Origin of the sequence: Nostoc sp. JL23, from assembly GCF_017115065.1 — a bacterium.
In the GTDB taxonomy this organism is placed as follows: Bacteria; Cyanobacteriota; Cyanobacteriia; order Cyanobacteriales; family Nostocaceae; genus Nostoc; species Nostoc punctiforme_A.
On sequence record NZ_JABXKN010000143.1, the window covers coordinates 161,899 to 183,872 of the forward strand.

Here is a 21,974-nt window from a genome sequence, read left to right on the forward strand (position 1 = left end):
GTAGAGCGACAAATTATTTGTCAACTGCTTTCCTATGGAATTAAATATAGCTGACTTTCTTTGAGTGGAGTAGGAGGCTCAGTTATAAGCTCACCATAATTCCAATATATCTGCAAACATTCAGGATAATCCCGAACGAAGTGCGCCTTTCAACCCTCCCAAAAAGCTTGCAATTTAAATAAAAATTCAACAATACTAGTAACTTATTCGTACACCGGATGGTTGTTGAAACAACCCACTTGTCCTGTGGCTTGAAAATACTGCTTCATCTTTCAACCCACCCGGGATGGTTGTTGAAACTCTACCCGTCTAGAACCCTTGCTATAAAAGCTTCCCATCACATAATTTGGCAGGTCTGCTTAAAAAGTCTCGAACTGAAAATTAAAAAACTAAATGCATTGACATACTAGTTTCTTAAGTCAAGACTGGATAAGGGTTTTAAAGTTTTGGCGGGACTCCAGGGATTTTGCCCCCGCTTTGACACGCCAAAAAAATATTTGGAGGGTTCCCCCGACGAAGGGGGTGATTCAGTAGCCACCACTGTGGTAATCCACATCGTTATGAATAACGACTATGGCTAAAAGCCTTACTCCTTATTGCTGGGAGCGCACCTATCCTGTCTTGCGACAGCAGCATCAGAAGCGGGCAGCTACCAGGGTCAGAAAGCATGACGGTCTGACAACCGCCAAACTAACCCAGATTTTTCACAGTACATTGGCTCAAAAGAGCATGAACATGCTATCTGCTTGATAGGTTTTGGCGATCGCATAAATGGCACTCAAAACCAAGTTGAAAACCAATTTGCTTCAAATGCTCAGAGCGAAAATCCTTCCCGCCATCAGTAAATAGGTTTTCTGGAACCCCGTAAGTTCCCCACTCGCAATAAAGTTTATATTCCGAACTATACTGCTTGCGTAACATCGCATGACGCATAGCTAAAGCGACTACCAGAGAACTAGGTGGATCAAAACCTAAATAGATGCCCATAATGCAGCGCGAATAGCTATCTGTAATTTTTGTGAACCAAGGACGTGCCAAAGTTTCACCGTACTGGTCAACTAACATGACATCCAATTTTGTATGGTCGCACTGCCAAACATGGTTACTATGATGTACATCGAGCGTCTGACTATCACGAGTTTGATGGGAAACTCTCGATCCACGCCAACCGATATTTCTTACCTTTTGCTTCTGCTCTTTACGTTCAATAATTGGGTTAAGAACGCGATAAACCGTCATGTGGCAGGGATATTTCTCTAAACCTAGCTGTCCGGCTCTAATCTGAACTCGAATTGCGACTTGAGCCGGTGTCATTTTTCTACCGTCCTTGTTACCTTCTTTATAAGTTTTGACGATAAAATCTTGCCAACCATCATCAATTCGATAAGCACCTTTATCAGATCGTTCGGCTTCAGTAACGCCTGATAACCCCTGTTCTTGATATTTTTTGACTGTCCGAACCGTCTTGCCAAGTTTTTCTGCGGCTTGCTTTAATTTAATTCCGTAGGTTTTGCGATCGCATGACCCAATCAGACTTTGTAATACCTCCACTCTCAACTTAGCCTCTGCCGAAAGTTCAGTAACAATTACATTGTTTTCTTTTGCATCTGCACTCTCCGAAGTTTTATCAACCTGATCCGAGCGATCATGCAAAAGTAAAGATTCATCAACCTGATTGGAGTTTGGAGTTTCACCCATAAACAAACTTCATAGCTTGAAACTAATTGATTAGGCAATACAGCAAGTCTCTCTAAGAAAAACCAAGTTTACAGATTTAGCTTGCATCGAAATGAAGCCGGAATAGGAGTATGACTTCGCAAGTAGAGAGAAACAATAAGACATTAGTATACATGTGTCTTATTTGTTACTTATTTTTGCTTATATACTTAATACTATTTTGTTCCAAAAAGCGACATTTAATTTTTTATGTCTATCTCATTTCAGAAAAACGACACTTATTTCGTTATCTATAGTCGAAAATTTTTTAAAACTGTTTTTTGAAAAACGACGCTTAAAATGTTATGTATTCAATTTAAGACAGCTAATTAGTTAAATCATGAATGGTATTAAATTTAGCCTAAAAAAGCTATATACTTTATTCTGTAAGACTTATAGCTATTTTATATAAACGACATTAATTAGTTAAGACGATAAATAATTAGTTATTCGACAAGAGGATTGAGATTAGGATTGACGCTCTCCAGTTCCGTCGTCAATTTTTTAATTTCTGCGGCTAAGGTTTTGTCTAGCTGCAAATCGGTAATGGGAGAACCGTTTCTCTTACTTTGAATATTCTCAAGCTTTGCTTGTAATTTTTCTTTAATTAAAATTTGGTTATTCAATGCTTAAAGATTTCCCTTTATATATCGTATTTCTTTAGCTCAACTTTTATGCGGGAAGTGCATAAAAGTTGAATTATCTAGATGAGATTAGTCAATTAGTTGTGGGGTGGGAATTTGCGTATCGATATCCGCTTGGGAAAAAGTAGGGAGCAACCAGCTACTCTCACCCGCCTTGAATACTTTCGCAGGTTCAACATTCAATTCAATTGCACCAGTGGCTGGATTGGTTCTAGCAAGAGACTGTGTGCCATCGACAAACTTAACGGCGATTGGTTCAGTCAGTTCTTGTGGTTGAGCATTTGGGCCTAGAACCACTTGAGAACCTGCGGGTAAGTAAATACCATCGCAATCCCAATCATCATCGGTGATTGTTCCTGCGCCCAGAAAGTAGAGTTGGGTTGGAATTTTTTTTGGTTTATTGGCATAGACAGCCAAAGTCTTTCCAGTTTCATTGCGGCACTGCGCCCGCTTTCTAGCTGTTTCTATGACATTTTTCTGAGACTGCAATTGTGCCAGTCGTTGCTGGAACTGCTCAGGTGTATAGCCCGCTTGCTCAGGTGTATTCTTTACAGTTAGAAGTTGATTGAGTGCCTGAGTTACCTCAGCATAGTCAGCCCCCTTAGTGAAATCCTTACCTGCCCAAGAGGGTTGAGCAATTAGCATGTTCACCATCAATACGAGCGCAACAAGAAGAATTTTGAGAAACTGCATATATTTCTCCTTTTTTGAAATTAGTGTTCAGTACCACTGAAACTTTACCAGATTTCAAATCCTTGAAAATTTCGATCGCGATCGCACCAACAATACCCATAAGATTAATTAATAATCTTCTCCTCAATGTCTAAATAACTTGTAATTTGTAATCGCCTAAAAGTTGCTAAGAGTTAACTATTCGCTGATGGCCGATGTCAAACTCTTAACTGAGTAACGGCGATATTACCGGAAAAACATACATCTACATCGCTGCCAAGAGTGCGATCGCGTTTGCCATATTCCCCTACATAATAAAAATTATCACCTTCAATTCGATAGTTCACGGGCAAAGGTTTGGTACAGGCTTGGCAAAACACCACTTCAGGATCTGGTTCTCCTGGTTGCAGATGCGGTAAATTCACATTCCAGAAGCTTCCTGTTTCTAGGGGACGCTTGAGTAAATCGGCTAAAACTTCAGCAGTGAATTTGGCAGCTAGATCCCAATCAAAATTCTGCTTGGCTTTGCGATACTGAGAAATGGCAATTCCGGGAATACCGTGCATCGCGGCTTCTCGTACAGCGGCAACTGTGCCAGAAATATAGGCATCGACTCCTAAGTTGCCCCCGGCGTTGATACCTGAAAGTACAAATTTGACATCTGCGTGAATTTGTGTTATCGCAATTCTCACACAATCAGCGGGAGTACCTGCGATCGCATACTCAGTCTCAGAACGTCGCCGGAGGTTGATAGCACGAGTAGTAGTAACTTGATGTCCACAGCCAGACTGATGATCGGCAGGAGCAGCGATAATAGAATTTTTGCCGTTTACAGCTTTGAGCAGCGCTTGGATACCAGGGGCATCAATGCCATCGTCGTTAGTTAAAAGTATAGTCATGTATATATGATATTGATTTAGCTAAAATATCAGAAAAATGCAGATATCAACCATCACATAGACATCTACAGCAGAATTCAGAATGGGCTACGCCCCGCTGCGCTAACAGAATTCAGGAGTAAAATATGCTTTATAGCTCAATACGGTTCAGTTAAGGCTAAAACTCTTTGTCAAAGTCAATTTTTTTTACGAACCACAGAGGCGCAGAGGGCACTGAGAGAAGAAAGCAATGCTTAACTGAACTGTATTGCTTTATAGCTGGGTAAAAGACTTAGCTTGTCTACCTTACCTACTTGAAATCTGCTGTATATAAATTAAATATGCATTGTTCAGAACCCTTGTAGAGACCTAGTAGTATAAGGTCTTGACATTCTTTTTCACTCAGATATCTAATGAGTACGTCAGGAAAAGCTACTCGCAGATATGAAAATATATGGCGTTGTTGAACCAAAATATGAATCATGGGATATGATTTCTAGATGGTTTGCAAAATTCCGCCCTAAGCATTTGGGTTAATTCCCAAAATGGGCGGTATTTCTTGTGGCTAGTAAAGGGTTTAGTGTCAGGTTAATGCTTGCAGTCGCCCTCAAAACAAGTTTGTGCAATCAAAAATCCCGTACAATACATATTTGCTGGGAATATCAGAAATTTCACACTGGAGAAAATCGGGAAAGAGGTGATTTTTGCAGTGGTTCTGTAGTATTTTTGGTGCAAGTATGTCTTAGGGATCACACAATGAAACAGCTCCTCAAACAAGTTTTTAGCAGTCAAAAACACCTCATCCGGCTAATTCTACCTTTGGTGACGGTTATTTTCGCAGCCTCGGTGTTTGCTACACCTGCTTTAGCCACAGGTGTGTATCAAATACCCAGCCTGGCAGCAGGGAATGACACCTGGGTTTTAGATCAAGGTGAAGTCATCAGCCGTATAAATGAAGGCAAGATTAGCAGCGCTTTTAAGGATTTGGCAAAGCAAACAGATAAAGAAGTAAGAATTGTTACTGTCCGTCGCCTTGACTACGGAGAAACACCAGAAAGCTTTACTAAAGAACTGTTTAAAAAATGGTTTCCGACCAAAGCAGCCCAAGCGAATCAAACTTTATTGGTTCTTGATACAGTTACTAATGGTACCGCCATTGTTACTGGGGATCAAGTCAAGCCAATGCTTACTGACTCTATTGCCGAGAGTGTAGCTACTGAAACAGTAAGTGTGCCGTTACGCAATGGTGACAAATACAACCAGGCATTTCTCGATGCAAGCGATCGCCTTGTCGCCGTTCTCTCTGGCAAAGCCGATCCAGGGCCACCCCAACTAATTGACAATGTGCAGGTTGGAGGCACTTTCAAGAAAGCAGAAGAAACCAACCAAGGTAACGCTACTGCTTGGGTAGTAGGATTGTTAATTGCTGCCACTGTTATCCCAATGGCAACTTACTATATCTATCAGATAAATCAGCCCTCTTCTAATGGGTAATGCGGGAGTTAGGAGTTAGGAGTTAGGAATTTTTAACTCTTAATTTTTAACTCCTCACTCCTAAATTTAATCCTGAACATACTCTCGCCCTGTAACTAAAGCCACCTCAGCCCGGACAAATTCTCGGCCCAAATAAGCTGCATGATCTAATTGAGTTACCAAAGTAGGCTGAGTTTCTTCAAAAATTTTCACGCAAAGTTCTTTCGCCGTTCTCGCGCTAAAAACTGTTGTATGAGTTCGTTCTACCTTTTGTCGCGCCGGAATTACCTTTCCCGTTTCGGGATCGACAGCTAAACCGCGATCGTCAATCACATTTGTAAAATGCTTGGCATAAATTAATCCTGCATCTCGATCTAAGTAAATAATGAAATATCCACCGGGATCGAGGTCAATATGACGCTGGGAAAGTTTATCATCAATCGCGGCTAAATCTTCAACTATTAAATCCATAAGCATTATAAAAAGAAATTTTCTTTCTTGAGGGTTTTTACACTATATATCAAGTGTAATTCCTATCTTCCTTAGTCTTCTTGATATCTTTCAGATATTTTTGATTCCTTTTACTTAAAACAAAATCAGAGAATTAGACTCAACTATTCCGAATAGTGCCATCTGGCATGATGGTGTTACGAAAAGTAATGCGACGCAGACTAGATCCTTCCAAATTGGCTCCAGTCAAGTTAGCTTCACACAGAATACATCCCCCCAAATCAGTTCCACTCAAATTAGCCCCGGTAAGATTAGCTCTATCGAACCTAGTGTTGGAAAATCTCGCTCCTCTAAGGTCAGCGTTAGTCATGTTAGTAACTCTGAGGTTTGCGTAAGACAATCTAGCACCTCTGAAATCGGCTTCGGTCAAATCCGCAGCATCGAAACAGGATTGAGCCAATTGGGTATTGACGAAACTGGCACGCTTCAATATGGCACGCTCAAAATAGAACTCGTCCATCTTATTTCCAGTCAAGTCAGCACCACTCAGGTCAATCCCCGACAAATCTACGTCTAACTTGACTCCAGCAAAGTTTCTTTCTCCAGCAGCATATCTTCTAATCAATTCATCACGATTCAGGCGATCCATAAATATTTTCCTGAACTTATTAGGACTTACGCAGTGATGTTACGAAAGTAGTTCTTTTCCTCAAGCATTTTTCTCACTAAATGGCAACTCTGCATTAATCGCCTCAATCTGCTCCTGTTCGAGTTGATTCACTTCCTTAATATAGGGACGGATAATTTGTCCTAAACGATTATTGTAAAAGCGGTGCAAACTGTGATTGGGCATAGCGGGGAAACCTCGCCGTTTTTTGTGTCGCCCACCCGCACCAGGGTCAAAAATTTGGATACCGTTAGCGATCGCCCACTCAATCGGCGCATAATAGCAAGCATCAAAATGTAAGCAATCTATTTCTTGAAAACTTCCCCAATAGCGTCCATAGAGTTTGTCATCTTTAAATAAACAAAAAGACATTCCTAAAGGATGAGAATTATCTTCCTCGCTATATGCGGCAACAAACAAGACTCGATGGCGATAATCGGTGTGTAGCTGCTCAAAAAATCTCCGTGTAAGATACTTGCTACCCCACCAGCCAAACTTATCACAGGTATCAGCATAGAATTGGTGCATCAAGGGAAACAAAGACTGAGGAATTTGATCCCCACTCAGCGGTTGCAATCGTAAACCTGCTTTCTCCACAGCTTTGCGTTCCCGCTTGATATTGCGGCGCTGATTAGCGTTAAACACCTTCAAGTAATCATCAAAAGTTTTAAAACCAGCATTTTCCCAGATATAACTGTGGTGCAGCCAAGTTGTAAAGCCATACCGTTCTAGCATCGGACGCCATTGGGGATCGACGTAGAGAAAATGACACCCAGAAATCCGATTTTTGGAGCAAAAAGTGTCAATTTCATGCACCATCAGCGCTGTGATTTCATCCTCGTCTTCTCCTGGGGCAATTAAGAAGCGATAACCCTCAGCTGGGGTAAATGGTGTCATTCCCAGCAATTTTGGGTAATATTGGACTCCGATGCGATCGGCTAACTCTGCCCATTGATGATCGAATACAAATTCACCAGAACTATGTCCTTTAAGATAAAGTGGCGCAGCAGCAATCAGCGTTTTATCTCGCCACAATGTCAAGTGATTTGGCAACCAACCAGTTTTAGCCGTAACACTCTGGGAGGTTTCAAGATTGTTCAACCATTCCCATTCTAAAAATGGCGTTTTGAGTGGCATTGCCAAAGCATTCCAGGCATTTTGGGGTACTTCAGCGATTTTGTTCGTCCAAACGACAGAATAGCGAGGCTTAATTTGTTCCACCATCTTAGGGGAGTAGGGAGTAGGGAGTAGGGAGTGGGGAGTGGGGAGCAGAGGAGACAAGGGGGACAAGGGGGAATTATTGAACAAGTCTCTCCCTTGTCTCTTCTCCATGCCCAATGCCCAATGCCCCATCCCCAATAAATAACTTAACTTAGCGTAATCTAATCTGCTGGCCGTTGCAGGCGATAGTGCAAAAACACTTCTTGCTCAACTGTCTGAACTTCTATAAGTTGTAACTTGGGAGCTAAATCGGGTAAAAATCCTTTCCCTGCGACAGGTGTAGGTGCAGTATTACCACCTAAAATGAGCGGACAGACTGTTAGCCATAATTCATCAATTAAATCAAGTTCCAGCAAGGAAGCGACTAATTCACCTCCACCCAAGACCACCAAGCGTGTTATATGTAGAGTGGCTAGTTGCTTCAAGGCTGCGAGAATGTCAATTTCTCGCGTCGGTGTTTCAAAAACCAGAATCTTCTCAAATTCTGTAGGGTACTCCTGTACTCCGATTCCCAAAGTTGAGTGAAGCATCTGTAAGCGTTCTTTCCACGAAAATTCTCCTGCTGTTGTGGTGAGTAGCCAGCGTCTAACTGGTTGCTTAAAAAAGTGAATTTCCGGATTAAGGTTTGCAGAGTTTGTAATCACTATATGAACTGGTTGCGGAGGCTTCCCTCCTTGCGTCCGAAGTTGGACTAGAGTTGGATCGGTTACAGTAAGTGTTGTTCCATAAGCGTCCAAAGTCCTAGCACCGAACAAAACGGCATCAGAGGCAGCAATTTGTTTTTCTAAGTGTGCTTTATCAACCCTTGAGCCAAACCGAGCAGGCGATCGCTTAAAATCTGCTATCTTGCCATCTGCACTCATTGCTAAAACAACTGTAGTATGAGGACGATGTTGCAACATTAAATTGATTTGATAGTTTTAATATTTACTTTAGTCGTGTGTAGATTCTCAAAAAACCATACCGACAAGCTACTGTTTTATCATTTCACTACTGTATTGATATGCAACAAAAATCGCTTCTACATCTAGCATATACGAGTTTTGGTATACCACGTTTCTTTTTGAATTATAGCAATTTGTTATTTTTAAACATTGAAAATAAAATTCTGATAATTTAATAAAATGTCTCATCTAGCTGATTTAATTGCATATCTTTGGTGTTGTAGATTGCAGGTGCAAAGTGAGACACTTGATGACTAATTCCCGCCAATCTTCCTTTCGTCGAATTTTAGTAACGAGAATATTGCTGCTGTTTGTTCCAGTTTTACTTGTAGGCGAAATTGTTGCCTTGAATAAGGCACGTACTAGTATATTGAGAACTGCACGGCAAAATTTAACGGAAAGCGCCATCAGCAAAGGGGAGAGAATTGGAGATGCGATCGCAATCTTAAAAGCTAATTTACAGAGTGTAAGCAAAACGACGGTTATTCCGTCGGGTTCGCCTATACAAGAGCAAGAAATTCTCACGCAGTTAAGGCAACAACTTCCAGCCAGTATTGAGTGCATCCAACTAACAAATCTCCTAAACCACAAGATAATTGCCAGTAGCTGCGGGGATCGAGAAATTGGAGAATTAAGATTACCTTTGCCTAGTGATGGAATTGATGTCAAAGCAATCTTCCCACCAAAGGCAGGAACGACTGGAAAAAGAAATGCACAAAATCAACTGCAAATAGTTTTATCTGCACCAGTTTCCGATAGCCGAAGAAATTCAGTTTACAGCTTAAGTATTCAGTCTGCATTGTACCAACAAACCAGAAATCCGCCGGGATCGCTCACGGGCGCTATGGTAGTGATTGCTGAAGATGGCACAATTTTGGCACACCCATTCACAGACTGGGTGGGAACTAATATCAATCAGCACCCTCATGCTTCCCAAATCAAGAGCATAATTAAAAATGCAATTACGGGAAAAAACGATTCGATAAGTTTGTCTTTTAGACAGGGAGAAGAATTAGTCGCTGGCTATACAGTTATTGCCAATCCACTTACTCAACAGCAGCAGCAAAAATGGATAGTTTTAGCTGTTAGTAGTGTCGAGAATGCGCTGTTTGGTTTAGAGGAAATCAAATTAATTCTTATCGTTCTGACAGTTGGTTTGATTGGCGCAAGTTTGTTAGCATCCCTATATTTAGCTCCTTACTTGGCTCGTCCTGTAGAAGAATTGCGAGACTATGCTCTCAATATTCACTCTCACCATGCTGCACAACCAGTTCCGCACAATTTTCAAATTCGGGAATTCAATCAACTGGCCCAAGCATTAGACCAAATGGTAGAACGTCTGAAAGCTGGTTCAGAAGAACTGGAAATAGCTTGGAAAGAAGCAAAAAGCGCTAACCAGATTAAAAGTCAGTTTTTGGCTACGACTTCCCATGAATTGAGAAACCCATTAAATATTATTATTAACTGCATTCGCCTGGTTGAAGAAGGCTTATGTGATGACCGGGAAGAAGAAATGGAGTTTCTCAAACGTGCTGATGAAACTACGATTCACTTGTTAGGTATTATTAATGATTTACTCGACATTTCTAAAATCGAAGCAGGTAAGCTTTCAGTTATTTCCACGCCTATTGATCTCCGACAACTATTGTTAGAAGTGATTAATTTACAATCAGTTAATGTCCAACAAAAGGGCTTGCAATTGAAATGTGAGTTAGCTTCCAAAGTGATACCAATTAAGGCAGACGCGGGAAAACTGAAGCAAGTGCTGATTAATGTTATCGGCAACGCCACCAAATTCACCGACACAGGCAGCATCACCATTGCAACAGAAATTCAATCTAGTAATGGTAAATCTCAGGTGGTAGTAGCTGTCAAAGATACAGGTATAGGTATCGATCCGACTCAACAGCACAAACTATTTCGCCCCTTTGTAATGGTGAATGGCACTACGACACGTCAGTTTGAAGGTACTGGACTGGGACTAGCGATTTCACGAAACTTAATCGAACTCATGGGAGGCAGTATTACTCTTGAGAGTGCGGGACTTCATCAAGGTACGACACTGAAAATTACCTTACCTTTGATTGATATCTCGCTGTTAGCTGTTCCAAATAAAGAAGCAAATGTCGGGGATTTGGGATTTTCCTCTGGGAATGAGCCAGTAAAGGCAAGCCGCTACCCCAGCCTACAGGAGTCTGGGGGAAGTTCTTCTTTGGGGATCAACAAGTCTGTGAAAGTAGAGGTAGACAAAGAAAAGTTTCCGAAATCCCAGTTGCTATTTGGAAATGAGACTTGCGAGATTCGTCTTTCGCCCCTGCAAACTATCTTGGTAAGTCTTCCAAAAGCAGAAGTTTGTGCAAATGGGACTTTCAAGACGTAATTTAGTCAAAAGTCCATATTTATCAGCACTCCTGAAGAGTTATTGCTTTTGATCCTTGACGATGCGATCGCTCAAAAAAACAGGTTTACCGCCTTGGCTAAGAGATAATGTTAGAGCAGTAAGAATTTCTACTAACTCAGTGCCAACCCAGCCAGACGAAATCTCTGAGGGAGTATTGTTGAGAATAGAGCCAACAAAGGAGGTGCAAACCCGCCCCAATGGTTCTCCTGGCTCTAATTCCAGCACTACCTGCTTTTGATTAACAGGAATAAATTGATTGCCTTTCTGTTCAAACTCACCATGTAGCAGGGTTAGGGGTGATGATATTGACATTTCATCAAAAATCAAGCTGCCAAGGCTGCCTACAATTCCCAGCCGTCGCTGCTTATCAGGATTGAGCCAACACAAGTGAATATAAGCTTGAAAGCCATCTGGGTATGTCAGTGTTAGCCATACTAAATCAGCCAAACCTTGAGGCACAGAATCTGTATATGGACTCACCTCTGCTCCCCTGCTCCTATGCTCCCCTGCTCCCTGTAGCCACACCGTACCCGTTGCTTGTACTTGTACAGGAATTTGACCCAGCCAAGCGTTAAAGATTGCAATATCATGAATGGCTAAGTCCCACAGTGCATCAACATCTTGCCGGACAGGTCCTAAATGGGTGCGGGTGGCGTAGCCATAGCGTAAATCACCTAATTTACCCGCTTGTACTACAGTTTTTCCTTGCTCAACCGCTGGATGAAATAAATAAGTATGGTCAACCGTTAGTATTAAATGATGCTGTTCTGCTAAATGGCAAAGTTCCCGGCATTCTACTGGATTGAGAGTTAGGGGTTTTTCTGCCAAAACATGGTATCCCTGTTGGAGAGCATCTTTAATTAAAGCATAGTGGGTGGTAGCAGGAGTTGCGATCGCCACTCCTGTCAACCCTGGCACTGTCTTTAAATCCTGCCATTGAGTTGTTAATACTACATTTTCGTCTAAGTCAAACTGCTGCTTGACCGCCGCTAATCGTTCTGGATGTGGGTCTACTACAGCAACTACATTTACTTGGGGATGCGCTAAAAAATTCCGCAGCAGATGCACTCCCCAACGTCCAACTCCGATGACAGCAATTTTAATTTGATTTGTCATTAGTTATTAGTCATTTGTCGTTTGTCATTTGTCATTTGTCATTAGTTATTTGTATACAAAGGATGAGGAACAAATGACCACTGACAATCAACTGATTATCGACTAATCGCCCTTCTTTTAAGCTCAGGGTATTTGCGGATTAGGAATTGCTAAAAAAGCTACTTTAGCTGCGGCTTGTTCAGCAGTTTTGATCGATCGCCCCTTACCTTCTCCGAGTTTGTTTCCGTGCAGCCACACTTCAGCCATGAAACGTTCTTGATTGCGATGTGGTTGAGTGACTTCCACAACCCGATATTCTGGTAAAACTTTAAATTGCGCCTGAGTCCATTCTTGGAGAGCAGCTTTGTAATTAAGTCTGGCAGGATCGAGGCGAATTTCTGTTGCTAGTTGGTGGAAGTGGGGATCTAGCCAAGAGCGAATCAATTCCAGATTTTGAGTACTTAAGTAAAGCGCACCCAGAACTGCTTCAAAAGCATCTGCCAGTCGTGATTCTAGACCAACTTTATCGGCGGTAGCACTACCAGCGACTAGTAAGTATAACTCCAAACCATAAACTCTGGCCAATTGGGCGAGGATGCGATCGCTCACCAACACCGAACGAATTGCCGCAAAATCCCCTACTGGACAATCGGGATAATTTTCCCATAACACAACAGCCGACACCAGCCGCACCACTGCATCGCCAACAAACTCTAGCTGTTCGTAATTTGCCGAATCAGAGACAGTGGGATGAGTGAGCGCTAAATCTAGCAATTCCCACTTTATAGGTGCTTCTAGCGACAAACCTAATTTTTGGACTAAACTTTCGAGTTGCCGTTGACGGCGTGGATAGGCAAGGGGCATTGCATGATAAGGGGAAGGGGGCAGAGGGGCGGGGGGCAGGGGGAGCTATCTATACTTATATATCTAAATCTCTTGGACTATTACTCTAACAACTTTTTGCTACTTCTCTCTATCTAGCTTTTCTTGGATAGCTTGACGGCAAAATTCAGGAGGATCGTCTTTAGCTTTCACTTCTTCCTTCATTTCTTTAGTGACACGCAAATGTAGATATTCAGTTAGTGGTCGCTCTCTGTCCGTGGTGAATGGCTTTAAGTTATCTGGATTACCTTTATTTTTAGACATTGTATAGAAATACAAATAAATTTATTCTCCACGTGTATATCAGTGGAGAATGTTAAATCGATGGGCATTTTAGCCTGAGAAACTTGTTGCCCACCGATTTCCACTTTTACAAGAGGTAACTCTATTTTATGTTTACGCGCACAGAATTAGAAGTTAAAAGCTTGAGAGCGTTACGTGATTTATGTCTGATACAGTACGGCATCCAAGCAATAGGAAACCCTGCTGATAAGGCATCATACATTAATGCACTCCTGACCTTCCCTGTTATAGCCTGCAAGCAAGTGTCAGAGAATAAAGGATTGAAGTCTCCTATGCTTTCTCAAGTCGAAGCGTTAGAAGCGACACTAGAGGCTATGGGAACACCGACACCAGAGCAGTCAGCATTGCTCAAGGTGACGATGGAAGGGAGGAAACTAGAGTATCCAGCACGATACAGTCAAGAGAAACTGTTTGGACTCTATCGGGTTAAATGGCATTTGGATACAGCATTAGAGATCCTGGGAATGCTTTAAATGCTTTAAATGCTTTAGATGATGAATTAGCGATGTCTACGACGAGCTTCTCTACGAGACGCTACGCGTAGCTTGCTTCCCGAAGGGTACGCTTACGCACAAAACCCGTACAAAAAATAATAGAGTACAAACCATGAAAGGTTCATACTCCATTAAAGGGGAGAGAGCAGGACATAAGCCGGGTTCTGTTCTCTTGCGAGGGCAGTTATCTATCTGGGACGCTTGTTACCAAACGCCTCAAGCGGCTCTCATTGAGCGGAACTGGTAAAAGACCAACCGTAGTCCCTATCGCCTTGCTCCCAACCGGGGTTTACCGAGCCAGCACCTCTCGATACTGCTGGTGCGCTCTTACCGCACCTTTGCACCCTTACCAGATCAATTAAAAATGTAAAATTAAAAATTAAAAATTGTTCATTTTACATTTTTAATTTTTAATTTTTAATTGATCTGGCGGTATCTTTCTGTGGCACTATCCTCACGATCGCTCGCACTGGACGTTATCCAGCAAGTTTGGTCTTTCGGGAGTCCGGACTTTCCTCAAACCAGTAACTATGACTGATCTGCAACCGCCTGCGCCTACTCTCTCCTTAGTTCCAGTGTAATCTTGGATGACGTAGTATGTTGACATGCTATTACTTTTTTTTATTCCAAGGTAGAGCGTAAGTCCAAGGTAGTTTCCTGACTGTGAAAGGACAATTGATAATACTAATGGGAGGAAAATCACGACCTGGGGCTAGACCTAAACGCACTTCAGATATCCTCAGCACTAGTTGCAGGGAAAAGTCCAACTCTTTTCTTCTGTTAAGAAAGTCGTTGTACAACTTTTTTTGCCCTTTTTTTAGCCCATTGATATCAATTAGTGGTTTTTTTGCTAAATAGGTTCCAGCTACTTGATCGCGCTCAAAAACATCTTCTGCTGTTACTGTTTCAGAAAGGGTTTTCTTGGGAGCAATCAGGCTAGGACTTTGGGGTACAGCTAAGTCGCGGGTTAAGTCTGGTGATTTCCGAATTACGCGGCGCGATTGCTTGCTATGTTCAACTACTAAAGAACTGTTGTCCCAGTCAACGTATATAGCAACCTGATCGGATTTATTTTCAATGCTAATTCCTAAATCTTTCAAATCGTCAATTGGGTATGAGGATTTGAGTTTAAAGGAAATTCCAATTTTATCATCGAGATTTTGTTCTTTGAGTTGTTCGTCAACGGTTCCTTTTTTAAACTCAAATTTAACTTGATCATCGATGGATTCAATCATGCGGTTGAAAACGTATGAAACACCGATAATATAAATCGTCAAAACTACTAAATTCTGGTCGTTACTCCTCATAACTCAAAAATCTTAACTCCCGGTGCTAATGAATATATATTTGACTCATCGCTCATCTACAATTTTTAATTGCGCTTGATTTCTACAGAATTTTGCAGCCAGCCTCTTCGCCAAAAAAAGAATAGCAAACTAAATGCGATCGCTAACATCACTGCCCAGCAAAGTGGATAACCCCAATACCAATTCAACTCAGGCATATTATATGGTGATTTCTCAGTATTGAAATTCATACCATATATTCCGGCCACAAAAGTCAGGGGAATAAAAATTGTTGAAACTACCGTTAGTACCTTCATGATTTCATTCATTTTATTACTCACCGCCGAAAGGTACACATCCATTAATCCAGATGATAGTTCTCGGTAAGTTTCTACCATATCCATCACTTGCACTGTATGGTCATAACAATCTCGCAAGTAGATTCGCACTTCTTCACCAATCAATTCACTACCATCTCGAATCAAAGAATTAATTGCATCTCGCTGGGGCCAGATAGCACGACGTAGTTGCAGTAATTCTCGCCTAATTTGATAAATGTTTTGTAGTGTTTGGGGAGTAGGTTTAACTATTACTTCTTCCTCTAACTCTTCGATTCGCTCACCATAAAGCTCCAGTACGGGGAAAAAGCCATCAATAATTGCATCTAACAGAGCATAGGCTAAATAATCTGCTCCTTGTTTACGGATGATACCTTTATTTTTTTCAATTCGCGATCGCACTGCTTCAAAGCAATCATGTTCTGGTTCTTCTTGTACTGTCAGTAAATAATTTTTTCCTAATATTAAACTCACTTGCTCGCTATAAAAACCACATGTTCTTTCCTTTGGTACTACCATTCGGGCAATGAAAAGTAATTGATCTTCATAATCTTCTGTTTTGGGACGCTCCGGCACATTGACTATATCTTCTAAAACTAGAGCATGTAACTTAAAAACGTTACCCAATCGTTGTAATATATCTTGACTACCTAAACCTTGTACGTCTACCCAAGAAACTGATTCCGATTCTAGATAAGAGACACACTCCTCTGGAGTTTCTATTTGTTCGCGGATAAAATTGGTTTGGTTATAGTCAATCAAAAAAATTATTGGTGGTGGAGCATCTGCATCAATAAAAATAGTTCCAGGTATAGTCCCTGGTTGGTGATGGAACTCGTCTTCATACAGCTTGGTGAGTATTTTAGGAAGGCGACGTATTTTTCGTGCCATGCAATATTACCTAATAGTCATTTGTCATTGGTCATTGGTCATTTGTTATTAGTAAATAACAAAGGACATAAGGATAACTTACACGTTATTTTACAAAAATTAATATAAAGACAGTAATTTCTATAAGCAATTATTTAGGTTGCTAATTTGGTTCTCACCCAGATTTAATCTGACGAATTACGAATTGGTATAACATATTGCCTCTGAATCAGCAATGCTACAAAAAAACAGTTTGCCTTGGCAAGACAAACTGTTTAAAAAATATTTATCTGGGTCAGCAGAAATTAGAACATACCCATGCCACCCATACCGCCCATGCCACCCATGCCGCCCATGCCACCCATACCGCCCATGCCACCCATATCAGGAGCAGGAGCAGCGGATTTCTTCTCTGGCTTTTCAACAACGATCGCTTCGGTGGTTAAGACCAAACCAGCAATGGAACCAGCGTTTTGCAAAGCTGAACGCACAACTTTGGCAGGGTCGATAATACCAGCAGCAATCAAGTCTTCAAATTCGCCAGTAGCAGCGTTGTAGCCAATGTTGAAGTCGCTATCCCGGACTTTCGAGACAATTACAGAACCTTCAGCACCGGCGTTGTCTGCTATTTGGCGCAAGGGGGCTTCTAGCGCTCGTTCGACAATATCAGCCCCAATTCTTTCTTCATCATTTTGTAAGGTCTTTTTAATCGCTTCTACCGCCTTAGCTAAGTGAATCAAGGTTGTCCCACCACCAGGAACAATACCTTCTTCTACAGCAGCTTTAGTAGCGTTCAGCGCGTCTTCAATCCGCAGTTTACGGTCTTTGAGTTCGGTTTCGGTTGCCGCACCCACTTTAATTACTGCCACACCACCAGCGAGCTTGGCGATGCGTTCTTGCAGTTTTTCTTGATCGTATTCAGAATCAGTTTCTTCCAACTGTCTGCGAATTTGACCAATCCGCTTTTGTACCTCTGGCTTGGTGACACTGCCAGCGACAATTGTGGTGCTTTCTTTGTCAATGGTGATTTTGCGGGCAGTTCCCAGCGCTTCTAGAGCAGCGGTATCCAAGCTTAAGCCGATTTCTTCCGAAATCAACTGTCCATCGGTGAGAATCGCAATATCTTCTAACAAAGCTTTGCGGCGATCGCCAAACCCAGGCGCTTTAATTGCAGCCACGGCCAGTACACCCCGCGCTTTGTTCACAACCAAAGTTGCCAAAGCATCACCTTCGACATCTTCAGCAATAATTAGCAACGGCTGACCAGAACGGGCAACTTTTTCCAAAATCGGCACTAAATCTTGGATGCTGCTGATTTTTTTATCTGTCACTAAGATCCGGGCGTTTTCAAATTCGACGATTTGCCGTTCGTTGTTGGTGACGAAGTAGGGAGAAATATAACCCCTGTCAATCTGCATCCCCTCGACTACTTCTAGTTCGGTGGTTAGAGATTTAGATTCTTCAACGGTAATTACACCATCTTTGGTGACTTTTTCCATTGCTTGAGCTAACATTTGGCCAACTTCTTCATCGTTACCAGCAGAAACAGTGGCAACTTGAGCGATCGCACTTCCTTCTACTGGCTTGGCTATTTTGGCAATTTCCAGTACCAATGCCTCAATAGTTTTGTCGATCCCGCGTCTCAAGCTAACAGGGTTACTACCTGCCGCGACGTTCTTCAAACCTTCTCGAATTAAGGCTTGTGCTAAAACTGTGGCGGTGGTTGTACCATCTCCAGCGACATCTTTAGTTTTTGAGGCCACTTCCTGGATGAGTCTTGCACCAGTATTTTCCAAAGGATCTTCTAATTCAATTTCCTTGGCAACAGTGATACCATCGTTGACAATTTGAGGTGCGCCAAATTTTTTCTCTAAAAGGACATTGCGACCTTTAGGCCCCAAGGTGATTTTTACAGCATCGGCAAGGGCGTTAACACCCCTTTCTAGAGCTCTCCGAGATTCCTCGTCAAATGCAATAATTTTCGCCATGTTTCATTTCTCCAGCGCTTCCATTAGACAATTTAGCACTCACAGCGCCAGAGTGCTAATCTCTCAAGCTACTCAAGTTACAAATGGAAATAAAAAAAATTGATTAATATACAGGTGATGCTCATATTAGATACTGGCAGTAATGCTTGAATTGGGAGATGAATCTAGACAACTCCCTTAAGTACCTTGGTATTGCCGACCCTAGCGGCACCGGCTGGTTGGCAGTAGTATTTACGTTCCTCTTGGCTTGGGTTGTAACTTGGCGTTTAATTCCGACAGTACGCAAATTCGCCTTGCGGGTAGGTTGGGCTGACCAACCCAATGCACGGCGACTCAACCGAGAACCTTTACCCAATGCAGGGGGGCTGGCTATCTACGCGGGCGTGATTGCCGCGCTGGTACTAGCTAGCCTTTTACGACCGATCGAACTCCAAAACGTATTGGCTCAGGTGCTCACTATTCTGTTGGGGGGTTCGATATTAGTCCTTGTCGGCTTTATTGACGATCAGTTTGGCTTACCGCCCTCAGTGCGATTGTGGGCGCAAATTGTCACGGCACTATTATTGGTAGCTAATGGCATCAGTGTCAAAGTCCTGTTTGGCACTCCCATCGACTCACTTCTGTCCATGTTGCTAACAGTACTATGGGTAGTAGGGATTACCAACGCCATCAACTTGATGGATGGTATGGATGGCTTGGCAGGAGGAATCAGCTTTATTACCGCCATGAGTTTGTTGGGCGTTGCAGCTCAATTTAACAATCGTGCCGCGGCAATCTTAGTACTTGCAGCTTTGGGAGGTGCTGCACTAGGATTTTTGCGCCATAATTTCCATCCGTCACGAATTATTATGGGTGATGCCGGAGCATACTTTTTCGGCTATGTCCTGGCAGCAACTAGTATTTTAGGCAAACTGCAACAAAACACAGTTTATGCGCTAATTCCTACGGTTTTATTTCTGTTGTTACCGGTGCTAGACACCACTCAAGTATTTGTGCGGCGGCTACTAGCAGGAAATAACCCTCTCAGTACTCCTGGCAAAGACCACCTGCACCACCGCTTACTTGCTTGGGGACTCTCCCAGCGCAATGCTGCGTTTACCCTTTGGTCAATTACCTTAGTTTTCAACTTGCTGGCGATGAGAATACAAGGTATGAGTTTGGCTGTGATGCTGACAACCGCCAGTAGCATTATCCTGCTTTTGGGCTTTACAGTCTGGCAAAGGATACGCCAACAGCCTTAGTTACTGGTAGGGTGAGCATTGCAATGCTAGCCCTACTATGGTTTATTCTGTCCACAAAAAATTCAAGTTTGAGTTAAATTGTCTTGCAGCCAAACAACTAAATCTCCTTCTGTGGAAAAATCTAACAGTGCTTCGGCTAGATTTTCAAGCTGTTCAATAGATAACTGACTGATGCGCTCTGACAATTGCGGACTCAAATTACCAATGCGTCGTCGCAACTGGCGCATGACTAACTCTAGAGTTGTTTCCTGCTTGAGTTCCTCATAAAGTCTAGTAGTTTTGATATCAAAATCACCGAGTCCAAACATTTTTATCAACTCCTGACGACTGATACGCGGTAGTTTGTAAACTACAATTGTTTCTATTAAATCTAGCACTTTTTGTTGAAGTGCTTTATCGCTCAATTCCGAACGTGTCTTTGTAATCAAATTTTTGACTAATATGGGAGTTTGTTTTTTATTTACAACTACTAATTTGAGAATACCAACTCCCAAGGAATATTCAGTTACTTCTCCAAGCTCGTTTAGATATAGCCTCGTTACCAATTGGCTTTCGAGTAAGACTCGATAAGGTTGGACTTGGGTTGGTTCAAGGCTGTGGCGAGGGAATATAACTACTGCTCGCCAATCTGTAGTTGGTGCGTAAAGTCGTAAATACAGAAATATTTCTGAAAATAAACGAGCGTAAAATTCGTTATCTTTTTGAAATTGAACCTCCACAAAATAAATCGGCTGACTACTAGTATCAGCAACAGGAAGAAAGACTCCATCAATGCGAAATGCTGTTTGCTTTAATTCTACTGAAGCGAAATTATATGCATTTGCTTCTGATGCTTGCAGATTAATTAATTAAAAAAAAGCACTGGGAAAAGTTTGAAATAAACGATAAAAAATGGAGTCTGTCTTCATATTAGGTTGTCGAATTTGATTTCAATTTCATAAGTTTGTAGTTGGTGGTTTAGTGCTAAACTAGCTGTTTGTCGGGTGAGTTAAGCTCGATCGCATCGCCTTCACCACGGGGTAATGTGATTACTTCGCTCCGTTATCACTGCGCTCGTAATGACAATTTAAGGGGTCTATAACGCCTGAAACCCTTGCAGATAGCACTTGTGTGTACACCGTAGCGATGCATTGGGGGAAATCAGAAATTTTGTTCCCTCCCCTTTATAAGGGGAGGGTTAGGGTGGGGTAAAACGCTGGTTAATCAGCTATTTCAGACTTGTGTGTACACCGTAGCCAATACATACGGGGAGGGTTAGGGTAGGGTAAAACCTTGGTTAATCAGCTATTTCAGACTTGTGTGTATACCGTAGCCTTGTAGGAGAGAGGAATGGAAGTGAGGTTAAAACTGTACTGCACCCAAGTGAGAACCGCTATATTTACGCCATTACCATACCGCCATCGACATTAAAAACTTGTCCAGTGACGTAGGCGGCGGCGGGATCGGCAGCGAGGAAGCGCACCATCCCAGCGACTTCTTCCGGCTGACCGAAGCGACCGAGTGGGATGTATTTCAGAATATCTTCGGGGTTGTTAAGATCGCTGGTCATGTCAGTGCTGATGAATCCAGGGGCGACGGCGTTAACGGTGATGCCGCGAGTAGCGAGTTCTTTGGCAACGCTTTTGGTGAAACCGATTACACCTGCTTTGGCGGCGCTGTAGTTTGACTGACCTGGGTTGCCCATTAGCCCTGCAACGGAGGTAATGTTGATAATCCGCCCCGATCGCTGCTTCAGCATGATTTTACTGATTGCGCGTGTACATAAGAAAACACCAGTTAGATTCAGGTCTATCACAGCTTGCCAATCCTCTGTCTTCAAACGCAAAAGCAGATTGTCGCGGGTAATACCTGCATTGTTGACTAAGATATCCACACGGCTAAACTTTTCCATGACGGACTTAACTAGTGCGTCTACTTGAGCGCTTTTAGAAACGTCTGCTTGGATAGCGATCGCCTGACCTCCTGCTGCTGTAATTTCTGTTACAACTGCCTCAGCCGCAGCACTAGAATTGGCATAATTGACAACTGCGATCGCTCCTTGTGAGGCTAATTCAATTGCGATCGCTCGGCCAATTCCTCTGGATGCACCTGTGACAATTGCGACTTTATCTTGTAATAGTGTCATTTAATGTTCCTCAATCTTAGAAATACCGCGCTAATTATCTTATGGTGATTTCGGGAACATCTGAATATTGTCTGAGTAAAATCTCACTCTTGCAGGATGACAATCTTGCTGTCATGCTCCAAATTAAATAACTAATAGATAAAGTTATACGTCGTATTTAGCTAGATATAGCTATCCTGAATCAAACGCGCAGAAATAAGATCCTTGACTTGATAAAAGTCAGGGATCTGTGGGTTGCAATTCTCACAAATCAAATAGGATTGCTATATAACTCGAATAACAAGAA

At 42.2% G+C, this 21,974-nt stretch carries 20 protein-coding genes and 1 other RNA gene; 4 read left to right on the top strand and 17 right to left on the bottom strand.

Features of this window, described 5'->3' with window-relative positions; translation table 11 throughout:
• Positions 1-738 precede the first annotated feature (738 nt).
• From HWQ42_RS30860 to surE, 4 genes are all read right to left on the bottom strand, one after another.
• Positions 739-1,698 (bottom strand): DDE-type integrase/transposase/recombinase, encoded by a 960-nt coding sequence (locus HWQ42_RS30860; protein WP_292818747.1) that lies wholly within the window; start codon positions 1,696-1,698, stop codon positions 739-741.
• 464 nt (positions 1,699-2,162) lie between these two features.
• Complete coding sequence (locus tag HWQ42_RS30865; RefSeq protein ID WP_292818750.1) at positions 2,163-2,342, bottom strand: hypothetical protein; 180 nt, start codon at positions 2,340-2,342, stop codon at positions 2,163-2,165.
• Positions 2,343-2,429: 87 nt separating this feature from the next.
• Complete coding sequence (locus HWQ42_RS30870) at positions 2,430-3,053, bottom strand: hypothetical protein (protein WP_292818753.1); 624 nt, start codon at positions 3,051-3,053, stop codon at positions 2,430-2,432.
• Positions 3,054-3,250: 197 nt separating this feature from the next.
• Positions 3,251-3,931 (bottom strand): 5'/3'-nucleotidase SurE, encoded by a 681-nt coding sequence (surE, locus tag HWQ42_RS30875; RefSeq protein WP_292818756.1) that lies wholly within the window; start codon positions 3,929-3,931, stop codon positions 3,251-3,253.
• Between the two features lie 735 nt (positions 3,932-4,666).
• On the opposite strand from surE, the gene HWQ42_RS30880 reads away from it, so the two are divergent.
• The gene (locus HWQ42_RS30880; RefSeq protein ID WP_292818759.1) at positions 4,667-5,404 is read left to right on the top strand and encodes a TPM domain-containing protein; all 738 of its coding nucleotides are present in this window, start codon (positions 4,667-4,669) and stop codon (positions 5,402-5,404) included.
• 66 nt (positions 5,405-5,470) lie between these two features.
• On the opposite strand, the gene HWQ42_RS30885 is transcribed toward HWQ42_RS30880, so the two are convergent.
• The 4 genes from HWQ42_RS30885 to HWQ42_RS30900 all read right to left on the bottom strand — a co-directional run bounded on the left by HWQ42_RS30885 (position 5,471) and on the right by HWQ42_RS30900 (position 8,623).
• Positions 5,471-5,854 carry a DUF4346 domain-containing protein gene (locus HWQ42_RS30885; protein ID WP_292737808.1) on the bottom strand — a complete coding sequence of 128 codons (384 nt, stop codon included), beginning with the start codon at positions 5,852-5,854 and terminating at the stop codon, positions 5,471-5,473.
• 139 nt (positions 5,855-5,993) lie between these two features.
• Positions 5,994-6,482, bottom strand: coding sequence for a pentapeptide repeat-containing protein (locus HWQ42_RS30890; protein ID WP_292818762.1), 489 nt, complete (start codon positions 6,480-6,482; stop codon positions 5,994-5,996).
• A gap of 60 nt (positions 6,483-6,542) precedes the next feature.
• Complete coding sequence (locus HWQ42_RS30895; RefSeq protein ID WP_292818765.1) at positions 6,543-7,724, bottom strand: GNAT family N-acetyltransferase; 1,182 nt, start codon at positions 7,722-7,724, stop codon at positions 6,543-6,545.
• Between the two features lie 158 nt (positions 7,725-7,882).
• Positions 7,883-8,623 carry a RibD family protein gene (locus tag HWQ42_RS30900; protein ID WP_292818768.1) on the bottom strand — a complete coding sequence of 247 codons (741 nt, stop codon included), beginning with the start codon at positions 8,621-8,623 and terminating at the stop codon, positions 7,883-7,885.
• Positions 8,624-8,915: 292 nt separating this feature from the next.
• Here HWQ42_RS30900 and HWQ42_RS30905 point away from each other — a divergent pair, with 292 nt between their 5' ends.
• Complete coding sequence (locus HWQ42_RS30905; RefSeq protein ID WP_292818771.1) at positions 8,916-11,045, top strand: ATP-binding protein; 2,130 nt, start codon at positions 8,916-8,918, stop codon at positions 11,043-11,045.
• A gap of 39 nt (positions 11,046-11,084) precedes the next feature.
• On the opposite strand, the gene HWQ42_RS30910 is transcribed toward HWQ42_RS30905, so the two are convergent.
• The 3 genes from HWQ42_RS30910 to HWQ42_RS30920 form a co-directional block, all read right to left on the bottom strand.
• Positions 11,085-12,182 (bottom strand): Gfo/Idh/MocA family oxidoreductase, encoded by a 1,098-nt coding sequence (locus HWQ42_RS30910; protein ID WP_292818774.1) that lies wholly within the window; start codon positions 12,180-12,182, stop codon positions 11,085-11,087.
• Positions 12,183-12,305: 123 nt separating this feature from the next.
• A complete protein-coding gene (gene rnc / locus HWQ42_RS30915; protein ID WP_292818777.1) occupies positions 12,306-13,025 on the bottom strand; it encodes a ribonuclease III in 720 nt (239 codons plus the stop codon).
• Between the two features lie 99 nt (positions 13,026-13,124).
• The gene (locus HWQ42_RS30920) at positions 13,125-13,307 is read right to left on the bottom strand and encodes a hypothetical protein (RefSeq protein WP_099104126.1); all 183 of its coding nucleotides are present in this window, start codon (positions 13,305-13,307) and stop codon (positions 13,125-13,127) included.
• 128 nt (positions 13,308-13,435) lie between these two features.
• Between HWQ42_RS30920 and HWQ42_RS30925 the strand changes: the two genes are divergently transcribed.
• Positions 13,436-13,819, top strand: coding sequence for a hypothetical protein (locus HWQ42_RS30925; protein WP_292781207.1), 384 nt, complete (start codon positions 13,436-13,438; stop codon positions 13,817-13,819).
• A 158-nt stretch (positions 13,820-13,977) separates the two neighbouring features.
• On the opposite strand, the gene rnpB is transcribed toward HWQ42_RS30925, so the two are convergent.
• From rnpB to groL, 4 genes are all read right to left on the bottom strand, one after another.
• Positions 13,978-14,403, bottom strand: an RNA gene (rnpB, locus tag HWQ42_RS30930) — RNase P RNA component class A.
• Between the two features lie 48 nt (positions 14,404-14,451).
• Positions 14,452-15,147, bottom strand: a complete 696-nt coding sequence (locus tag HWQ42_RS30935) for a hypothetical protein (RefSeq protein WP_292737791.1) — start codon at positions 15,145-15,147, stop codon at positions 14,452-14,454.
• Between the two features lie 65 nt (positions 15,148-15,212).
• Positions 15,213-16,355: a magnesium/cobalt transporter CorA gene (gene corA / locus HWQ42_RS30940; RefSeq protein WP_292818779.1), complete on the bottom strand. Its 1,143-nt coding sequence runs from the start codon at positions 16,353-16,355 to the stop codon at positions 15,213-15,215.
• Between the two features lie 284 nt (positions 16,356-16,639).
• Positions 16,640-18,322, bottom strand: coding sequence for a chaperonin GroEL (gene groL, locus HWQ42_RS30945; protein ID WP_292737787.1), 1,683 nt, complete (start codon positions 18,320-18,322; stop codon positions 16,640-16,642).
• A 158-nt stretch (positions 18,323-18,480) separates the two neighbouring features.
• On the opposite strand from groL, the gene HWQ42_RS30950 reads away from it, so the two are divergent.
• Positions 18,481-19,563, top strand: a complete 1,083-nt coding sequence (locus tag HWQ42_RS30950) for an MraY family glycosyltransferase (protein ID WP_292818781.1) — start codon at positions 18,481-18,483, stop codon at positions 19,561-19,563.
• Between the two features lie 62 nt (positions 19,564-19,625).
• On the opposite strand, the gene HWQ42_RS30955 is transcribed toward HWQ42_RS30950, so the two are convergent.
• Both HWQ42_RS30955 and fabG read right to left on the bottom strand, forming a co-directional pair.
• On the bottom strand, positions 19,626-20,408 hold the full coding sequence (locus HWQ42_RS30955) for an Rpn family recombination-promoting nuclease/putative transposase (protein ID WP_334812046.1): 783 nt from the start codon (positions 20,406-20,408) through the stop codon (positions 19,626-19,628).
• A 533-nt stretch (positions 20,409-20,941) separates the two neighbouring features.
• Positions 20,942-21,688, bottom strand: coding sequence for a 3-oxoacyl-[acyl-carrier-protein] reductase (gene fabG, locus HWQ42_RS30960; RefSeq protein ID WP_292818784.1), 747 nt, complete (start codon positions 21,686-21,688; stop codon positions 20,942-20,944).
• Between the last annotated feature and the right edge of the window lie 286 nt (positions 21,689-21,974).